We start from the raw sequence: 1,214 nt of genomic DNA on the forward strand, positions 1-1,214 counted from the left end.
TCGTCAGTTCGATTTCTATGACATAAGCAACTTATTTTCATACACAGAATTATTTTTTATCAAAGCATAAACTCTGTGTATGATTTTATTTCTAATTGCATTTAAGACAGACATTTTATTCTTTCCCTCTAAAACCTTTCTTTTAAAGTATGTAGCGAGATCATTTGTCAATCTTATTGAACTCAACGCAGCTAAATGTAAAATCTTTTTTAATTCCTTATCAGCCATTGTCGAGACTCGAGGCTTGTAATAGATTGAAGAGCCTGAGCGATGATCAAACGGAACTACTCCTGAATAACAGGCCATCTTTCTTGCCGATTGAATCTCTGTAAACCCGTTAGTTTTAACAATCAGCATAGTAGCTAATACTTTCCCAACACCCGGGACAGTCTGTATTCTTTCATATTGATCCTTTAATTCTACATTCGATTCAATAATATATACAATCTTTTTCTCAACTGCTTTAATCTGTTTATCTAAAAGTAGAATCAACTGTTTATTAAGTTTTATAATTTCTTTATCTGTATGATTTTTAAGAAAGCTTACATCTTTCATCTGCCTTAATAAACCTGCTTTTATTTTTACTCTGTGTCTGCGTTCTGCATTGAGTAAACTTATCTTTTGAATATCTGAAGATTTCGAAACCCAAGGCTCTAAATCCATATAATTTTTTCTAAAAACACACCTATTCTCTGACTGTCGGGTTTATCATTCTTACCCCTTAAAAGACCAATGCTTTTCTTTAAATGAAGTGGATTGATAACAAAAACCAGCAGATTCATACTGCTTAAAACTTCGTAAAGTTCAAAATTATATCTTCCTGTATTTTCCATTCCTACAATGATATTTGCATCATTGGGAAAGCTTTTTAAAAACTTTTTGATAGCTTTCGAACAATTCTCAATTTGGTAATGTTGCGTTGTAGAACAACTATTAACGAAAACATCCAGAGTTAATTTGCTGATGTCAATTCCAATAAAAACTTTTTCCATAAATTTGTTTTTGATAATTGAAAGAGAAACTTATCATGATCTCAACTCCTTAATAATGGGCTGCAATCCCGAATTTCTATCTGAGTTTTTTGATAAGAAAGTGTTTAAGTCTTAATCGAACTATGAGTTTTACTCGGAGTATTTGTTAGTTTACTTAAACACTTTTCTCTTCTTAATAAATATATTATTTTTCCTGTTACAAATCTAAAGGAGTAATTTTCG

General features: G+C 30.7%; 2 protein-coding genes. Both read right to left on the reverse strand.

Translation table 11 applies throughout. The features are described from left to right. Positions 1-15 precede the first annotated feature (15 nt). Positions 16-663 carry a transposase gene (locus AC6CHK_RS16100; protein ID WP_498097902.1) on the reverse strand — a complete coding sequence of 216 codons (648 nt, stop codon included), beginning with the start codon at positions 661-663 and terminating at the stop codon, positions 16-18. After that, complete coding sequence (locus AC6CHK_RS16105) at positions 654-992, reverse strand: IS110 family transposase (RefSeq protein ID WP_498097904.1); 339 nt, start codon at positions 990-992, stop codon at positions 654-656. Before AC6CHK_RS16105 ends, AC6CHK_RS16100 begins: the two co-directional genes overlap by 10 nt. Positions 993-1,214: the final 222 nt, after the last annotated feature.

The sequence above is a fragment of the Chryseobacterium sp. GQ58 genome, assembly GCF_059758895.1.